Annotated in this window: 10 protein-coding genes; all 10 read right to left on the reverse strand. The window is 74.2% G+C overall.

Going from position 1 to position 6333, the window contains the following annotated elements; genetic code table 11:
- Positions 1-587, reverse strand: a 587-nt coding sequence (locus E2E34_RS29505; protein WP_244316240.1) for an acylphosphatase, incomplete at its 3' end; no start/stop codon positions are given.
- A complete protein-coding gene (gene hypB, locus E2E34_RS29510; RefSeq protein ID WP_138904931.1) occupies positions 584-1378 on the reverse strand; it encodes a hydrogenase nickel incorporation protein HypB in 795 nt (264 codons plus the stop codon). The genes E2E34_RS29505 and hypB, both read right to left, overlap by 4 nt.
- A gap of 3 nt (positions 1379-1381) precedes the next feature.
- Positions 1382-1777, reverse strand: a complete 396-nt coding sequence (locus E2E34_RS29515; RefSeq protein WP_138904932.1) for a hydrogenase maturation nickel metallochaperone HypA/HybF — start codon at positions 1775-1777, stop codon at positions 1382-1384.
- Between the two features lie 193 nt (positions 1778-1970).
- Complete coding sequence (locus E2E34_RS37545; RefSeq protein ID WP_373305939.1) at positions 1971-2078, reverse strand: DUF6893 family small protein; 108 nt, start codon at positions 2076-2078, stop codon at positions 1971-1973.
- Between the two features lie 10 nt (positions 2079-2088).
- Positions 2089-2637: a hydrogenase maturation protease gene (locus E2E34_RS36730; protein WP_138904933.1), complete on the reverse strand. Its 549-nt coding sequence runs from the start codon at positions 2635-2637 to the stop codon at positions 2089-2091.
- On the reverse strand, positions 2634-4082 hold the full coding sequence (locus E2E34_RS36735; protein ID WP_138904934.1) for a hypothetical protein: 1449 nt from the start codon (positions 4080-4082) through the stop codon (positions 2634-2636). The genes E2E34_RS36730 and E2E34_RS36735 overlap by 4 nt, the downstream gene beginning before the upstream one ends.
- Positions 4079-4783 (reverse strand): DUF6084 family protein, encoded by a 705-nt coding sequence (locus tag E2E34_RS29530; RefSeq protein WP_138904935.1) that lies wholly within the window; start codon positions 4781-4783, stop codon positions 4079-4081. The genes E2E34_RS36735 and E2E34_RS29530 overlap by 4 nt, the downstream gene beginning before the upstream one ends.
- Positions 4780-5448, reverse strand: coding sequence for a DUF5947 family protein (locus E2E34_RS29535; RefSeq protein WP_138904936.1), 669 nt, complete (start codon positions 5446-5448; stop codon positions 4780-4782). Before E2E34_RS29535 ends, E2E34_RS29530 begins: the two co-directional genes overlap by 4 nt.
- A complete protein-coding gene (locus tag E2E34_RS29540) occupies positions 5445-6089 on the reverse strand; it encodes a NifU-related iron-sulfur-binding protein (RefSeq protein ID WP_138904937.1) in 645 nt (214 codons plus the stop codon). Before E2E34_RS29540 ends, E2E34_RS29535 begins: the two co-directional genes overlap by 4 nt.
- A partial coding sequence (locus E2E34_RS29545; RefSeq protein WP_138904938.1) for a nickel-dependent hydrogenase large subunit occupies positions 6086-6333 on the reverse strand: 248 nt, incomplete at its 5' end. The genes E2E34_RS29545 and E2E34_RS29540, both read right to left, overlap by 4 nt.

Here is a 6333-nt window from a genome sequence, read left to right on the forward strand (position 1 = left end):
CAGTGGGGGCAGGCGACGGGCTGGGCGTGGAAGCGCCGGTCGGCCGGGTCGGCGTACTCGCGGGCGCAGTCGGGGCACATCGGGAAGTCGGCCATGGCCGTCTGGGCCCGGTCGTACGGCAGGCCGGTGACGATGGTGAAGCGGGGGCCGCAGTGCGTGCAGTTGATGAACGGGTGGCGGTGGCGCCGGTCGGCCGGATCGGCGAGTTCGGTGAGGCAGTCGGCGCAGGTCGCCGTGTCGGGCGGGACCAGGGTGCGGGCCGTGCCGTCCGTACGGGAGGCGACGATGGCGAATCCCGCGCCGCCGGTGGCCGGTACCTCGTGGTGGTCGACGGAGTCGACCCGGGCCAGGGGCGGGGCCTGGGTGGAGATCGCGGCGCAGAAGCGGGCCACCGCCGACGGGGCGCCCTGGACCTCCGCGACGACACCCTCACGCGTGTTCGTCACGTGCCCGGTCAGTTCGAGTTCCGTGGCGAGGGCGTACAGGAAGGGCCGGAAGCCGACGCCCTGCACGACGCCGCGTACGGTCACGCGCCGGCGCTCGACCGTGCCGTCGACGACGGCGGTCCCGGGCGGGGCGACGCTCACGAGCAAGTCTGCGTCATGGCGCCGGGACCGGCGTGGTGGTCCGCGTGGTCGTGGTGATCAGGGCCGGCATGGACGTGCGGGTGGGTGTGCTCCCGCGCGGCGTCCTGGCGGCTCATGACGGGCGCGTGGACCGGTGCGCCGTCCGCCGCGGCCAGCGCCCGGTCGAGCAGTGCTCCGGCCCCCTGCCCCCGGCGGGCGGACGTCAGGAGCACCTCCACGCCGGGATTGACCTGTTCCACGTTCGCGCGGAAGGCCGCCTCGTCGAACTCGACGGCGTCCGCGATGTCGGTCTTCGTCACCACCACCAGGTGGGCGAGCCCGAAAGCGGTCGGGTACTTGAGTGGTTTGTCCTCGCCCTCCGTCACGGAGGCCAGAACGACCCGCAGTGACTCGCCGAGGTCGTAGGAGGCCGGGCAGACGAGGTTGCCGACGTTCTCGACGAACAGCAGCCGGGTGTCGTCGGGCAGCCAGCCCTCCAGATGCCGGTGGAGCATGGCGGCCTCCAGGTGGCACAGCCCGTCGGTGAGGACCTGCTTGACGGGGACGCCGGACCGCGCGAGGCGTACGGCGTCGTTCTCGGTGGCGAGGTCGGCGGTGAGGGCGGCGACGGGCAGCGCCCTCTCACGGGCCAGGAGCAGTTCGCGTTCCAGCAGGGCGGTCTTCCCGCTGCCGGGGCTCGACAGCAGGTTGATTACCGTGGTGCCGCGGGCGGTGAGTCCGGCGCGCAGGGTGTGCGCGGTCGCGTCGTTCTTCGCGAGTACGGCCTGATGCAGATCGACGGCACGGCACATGGTTCAGCGCTCCTCGAGGATCGGTTCGCGGGTGTGTTCGTGCGGCGGGCCGTCTTCCCAGTGCACGCCGGCGATCTGCAGTTCGCGGCCCGAGACGAGTGCGTCGGTCGCCGTACCGCACCGCGGGCAGCACAGCCGGGGCGGCATGCCGACGGCCCATTCGTCCGCGCAGGGCGCGCAGCGGGCGCGGCCCGGTACCGCTTCGGTGACCAGTTCGGCGCCTTCCAGCAGGGTTCCGGCGCAGGCGAGTTCGAAGCAGAAGGAGAGCGCGTCGGGGACCACGCCGGCCAGTTCGCCGACCTGAAGCCGTACCGACCGCACGGCGGTCACGCCGCCCGCGCGTTCGGCCGCCTCTTCCACCTGGCCGACGACGGCCACCGCGATGGACATCTCGTGCATCGGACTCCGTCCTGGCGAAGGCCGGTCGGTGCCGGCCGCCACGGGCGGGCGGCGCGCCTCCGCCGGGGCGGGCGGAGTGCGCGAGGGGTGGCCCGCTCGGCCCCATTACAGGCCGCGCCGCGGGCGGCCGGCGCGGCGGCACGCCGACGCGGCGCCGCGCGTACGCCGTTCGACGCAACGGGGCCGGCGCGGGTCACATCTTGCGGATGCGCAGGTAGCGCTGGAGGTCGGGCAGGGCCAGCTTGGCGAGAGCGGCCAGAGCGGAGGCTCCGACGGCGCCAAGGATGATGGTCTTCTTCATGCTCGTCTCCTCATGTCGCGGCCTCGCCGGCCGTGGCCCGCGGCGCGGGCGCTTCCTGGTCCCCGTCCCGCAGCAGGTCTTCGATCAGCCGTACGGCCTCCGGCACGGCGGCGGCCACCGGCGGGCTGAGTCCGATGCCTTCGTCGACCGATGCCGGTTCGCACCCCACGACCAGCGTGCGGCGCGGCGGATGCGCCCCGGTCCCGGCGCAGAGCGTGCCGAGCAGGGCCAGTACCGCGTCGGGTGACATCCGGTGGCCGTCGAGCACGGGGCTCTGCTCGGCGCTGTCGCCGGGGCCGGAGGGCTCGATCAGGTACACCGTGCCCGGCTCGCCGCCGCGTTGCGTCGCGTCCACCAGGACGAGCGTGTCGTAGCCGTCGAGGAGCTGGTACGCGAGGTGCACGCCGCGCACGCCGATGTCCACCGCCTCGACGTGTTCGGGCAGCCGCAGCGCGGCGAGGCGGCGGACCGTCTCGACGCCGAAGCCGTCGTCGCCGAGGAAGATGTTCCCGACCCCGGCCACCAGGACCCGGCCCCTGTCCGTGGCGGGGCGGCTCACGCGTCCTCCAGGGGGCTGACCTCGTCGGGCTGGAAGTACAGGAACCGGCCCTGTTCGCGGCGGATGTCCGCGCCCGGGTCGCCTTCGACGGTCACCGCCAGGTGCACCTGGCCGTCCACGTCGTGCAGCACCGCTTCGACGCGTGCGCCGCGGCCCTGGAGGAACAGGTCCTGCGCGTCGGTGCGGCGCAGGCCCGGCCGCAGCAGCACCCGGCTTCCGGCGCCCAGCGACCGGCCGTCGACCACGACCCGGTCGTGGGCCGGATCGAAGCCGGCGTCGCTCGCCGGGTCCCACCAGGGGGTCGTCGGCGGTTCCACCCCGTACGGGTCGGGCATGGCCGGTGCGGCCTGCAAGGGGGCGGACAGTGCCGCCGAGGGCTCGGGGCCGGTCACGTCGCGCAGACTGCGGACCGCGCCGTGCAGGCGCTCCAGGACCTCGGGCGGCATGGAGTCGGCCAGTTCGATGACGGCCGCCGCCCGGTCGTCGGTGCCGCGCGCCTCGCGCTTCTCCTCGTCGGTGAGGGCCGCCGTGCGCAGGGCGAGGATCTCGTCGATCTCCGTGGCGTCGTACAGCGCTCCGGGGCTCTCCGGGGCGATGGCGGGGTGGTCCTCCAGGATGATCGGCGAGGACAGTACGAGATCCGACCGCCCGGGTTCGCCGGCGAGGACCGGCCAGGTGTGCAGGTTGCGGCAGGACGCGACCGCGCCCTTGGCCCACTCGGGCGGGTCCGTCATCGACAGGAACGATCCGGCGTCGAGGCACATCAGGACGTGTGCGGCGACCAGGGAGCGCGGGAGCGCCGCGTCGCGGCCGGCGGTCCCGTCGTCCGGCGGGGACCAGGAGGTGGTGTTCTCCACGACCGCGGTCAGCCGCATCACCCGGTAGGGGCCGTCGAGTTCGTGTGCGAACAGCCGTACGACACCGCTGATCTCCTCGCACCTGCGGACCAGGCGGCCGAGCGGCCGCCCGTCCGCGTCGACGACGGGTTCGGTCTCCTCCCGGGCGGGGCGGGTGAACGGCACGGTGACGCCGTCCCCGGTCAGCTCGTCCACCGCGACGACCACCTCGACGCGCTCCTCCGCGCCCTCGTCCCAGGGCACCAGGACCCTGTCCTCCAGGTGGAGTTCGGGTACGTCCTCGAATGCGCCGTCGGGGCGACGGCGCTGTACGGTCCGCCGCTGGGCGTGCAGGAAGCGCAGTTCGAGGGCGAGGGTGGCGCCCGCCCTGGGTTCCATCAGGCATTCGGTGTGCTGGAAGTCGTGCTCCTCGGACTCGGCGCCCCAGCCCGGTGGTACGAGGACCCCGAACTGCCAGCGCAGCCGGTTCTTGGCCGCCGAGGCCCGGTAGGGGTAGAGCACGTATCCCTCGAAGAGCACGGCGTCGGCCACCTGCCGGGCGACGGCGAACCGGGCCTCGGTCCCGTCGGCGAACGTGGTCACGGTCACGGAACCGTCCTTCCGGTGGCGCTGAGCGGCGCCGCCGCGCCGGTCAGGGTGCTCTCGGACCGCGGCGGATCGGGTGCGCCCGCCTCGGCCAGCAGTGCCTGGAGGGTGGACTCCCAGGAGGCGAGACCCCGCCGGGAGCGGAAGTCCAGCAGGGCGTCCATGGTGTCGCGGGGCAGCCGGATCCAGCCGCAGCCGGGGAAGTGGTGCTCGACCATCTCCCGCCAGGCCGCGACAGGCATCCGGAAGTCCGCCTCCCGGTCCCAGGGGACGGGTTCGACGTGGAAACCGCCCGCTCCGGTGAAGGCCGTGCCCGAGAAGAGCATCAGCAGGGGCACCTCCCCGCCGGTGACGGCGCCGAAGTACCGCGTGGCGGCGATGTCGGTGTCGTACGTGCAGGGCACGACGAGGTCGGTCTCCGTCTCGCCGGTGAAGCCGGGGACCATGAGGGAGACCTGCGCGAACTGGACCGGCTGGAGCGTGCTGCCCCACCGCGAGCGCTCGCCGAAGAGGTCCTTCAGCCCGTCGGCCTCGGCGGGTTCGTAGCCGCGCCGGGCCGGTTCGATCCGGATCTGGCAGCGCAGGGCGAGCGCGTGCACCCGGGCGCCGCCCGAGGCGGTGACGCGCAGCCGGAAGACAAGGGTCGGTCCGGCGGCGTACGGGTCGGACCGTACGCCGGTGCAGTGGAACGTGAACTCCGTCATGGCCGGTCCTCCTCGCGGACCGTCCGGGCGCGTTGCGCCACGGTCCGGAAGAACGCCTCCAGGTCGGCGCGGGCCTCGGCCCCGCCGTCGAAGCCCTGCCACAGCAGGCGCATGCGGCCGACCAGTTCGTAGCAGATGTCGATGGGCACGAGGTAGCACTCGGAGCGCCCGTCCGAGCGGCGCACCAGCAGCGCCTCCACGTCGGGTTCGAGCAGCGCGGCCAGCGGGGTGCTGTCGGCTACGGCCGGCCAGACCGAGGGGTCGAGTTCGGCCTCGGTGGCGCCCGCCGGGCTCGGGTAGAACGCGGCCGGCCGGTCGAGCGCCGCGTTGCGGAAGAAGAACGCGACGCCCACGGGAATGCGCAGGAGTTCCCACGCGCCGTCGTCCAGGCGGTGGTCCGGGTCGGCCAGGTAGCGGGAGGGGACCGCGCGGAAGCGGCCGCCCGCCGCGCCCGGCCGCTCGAACAGGAAGGCGCACGGGGTGCAGGCGCAGGCCAGCGACCGGTTCTCGGTGTCCACCAGGTGGCGGTGGGCGTCTTCGGCCACCGCCACCCCGCACAGTTCGCAGCGCTCCTCGCGGGGCGGGCGCTCGCTCACGAACCGGCGCAGGCCGCGTACGTCCGTGGGCCGTGCGGCGGGCCGCTGCGGGACCGGGGGCGCGCTCACGGCGCCTTCGCCGGGGCCGGTCGCGCCGCCGCGTCCGCCCGCGTTCCCGGTCCGGCCGGACCGGGTGCGGACTGGGGCGCCGACCCGATCTGGAGCAGGACAGGCTCGCTGGTGTCGGCGGGCGGCTGGATCTCCACGGTCTTCACCTCGGGGGCGAAGCAGGCGAGTGCGTCCTCGACGGCCTGCTGGGCCGCGCCCGCGGTGGCGGCGCAGCCGCAGCCGGAACCGCCGGCGGACCGCAGGCGCAGGGCACCGGTGGCGTCGTCGAAGCCGGCGACCTCCACCGCGTGTTGCGGCACGGTCGCCAGCGCCCGCGCGATGCGGGTGGTGGTGTCCTCCGGGTGCAGGTCGTGCAGGACCAGCAGGCCGGCGACGAGTTCGTCGCCGAGGAGGCGGGCCAGCGCTTCGTCGCCGCCGCCGGCGGACTTGGCGCCGGCTGCGGCCCGGCCGTCGAGCAGGGCCATGATGCGGGCCAGACCGGCGCCGTAGAAGTCCATCAGGGACCTGACCAGTTCCTCGGCCGCGGCGGTGGCGGCGCCGTCCCCGGTGGCGGCCAGGCGGTCGATCACCTCTTCGACGCGGCGCCCGGCCTGCTCCGCGTTCACCGCGGGCGCCGTCTTCACGCTCGTCCCGCCGCTCATCCGCCGAGTCCGCTCAGGCCGGTGGGCATGTGCATCTTCTGCACGGTCTTGCCCTCGCCGACGTACATGTGGACGCCGCACGGCAGGCACGGGTCGAAGCTGCGCACGGCGCGCATGATGTCGATGCCCTTGAAGTTCTCCGGGGTGTTCTCTTCGAAGATCGGTGTGTTCTGTACGGCGTCCTCGTAGGGGCCCGGTGTGCCGTAGGTGTCCCGGGTGCTCGCGTTCCACGGGGTGGGCGGGT

This window comes from Streptomyces albidochromogenes (assembly GCF_005981925.1).
Classification (GTDB): Bacteria; Actinomycetota; Actinomycetes; order Streptomycetales; family Streptomycetaceae; genus Streptomyces; species Streptomyces albidochromogenes.

Coding starts and splice junctions, on each gene's coding strand:
- hypB (WP_138904931.1), bottom strand. CDS start 1,378: ATGTGCCGTGCCGTCGATCTGCATCAGGCCGTACTCGCGAAGAACGAC.
- E2E34_RS29530 (WP_138904935.1), bottom strand. CDS start 4,783: ATGACGGAGTTCACGTTCCACTGCACCGGCGTACGGTCCGACCCGTAC.
- E2E34_RS37545 (WP_373305939.1), bottom strand. CDS start 2,078: ATGAAGAAGACCATCATCCTTGGCGCCGTCGGAGCCTCCGCTCTGGCC.
- E2E34_RS29515 (WP_138904932.1), bottom strand. CDS start 1,777: ATGCACGAGATGTCCATCGCGGTGGCCGTCGTCGGCCAGGTGGAAGAG.
- E2E34_RS29540 (WP_138904937.1), bottom strand. CDS start 6,089: ATGAGCGGCGGGACGAGCGTGAAGACGGCGCCCGCGGTGAACGCGGAG.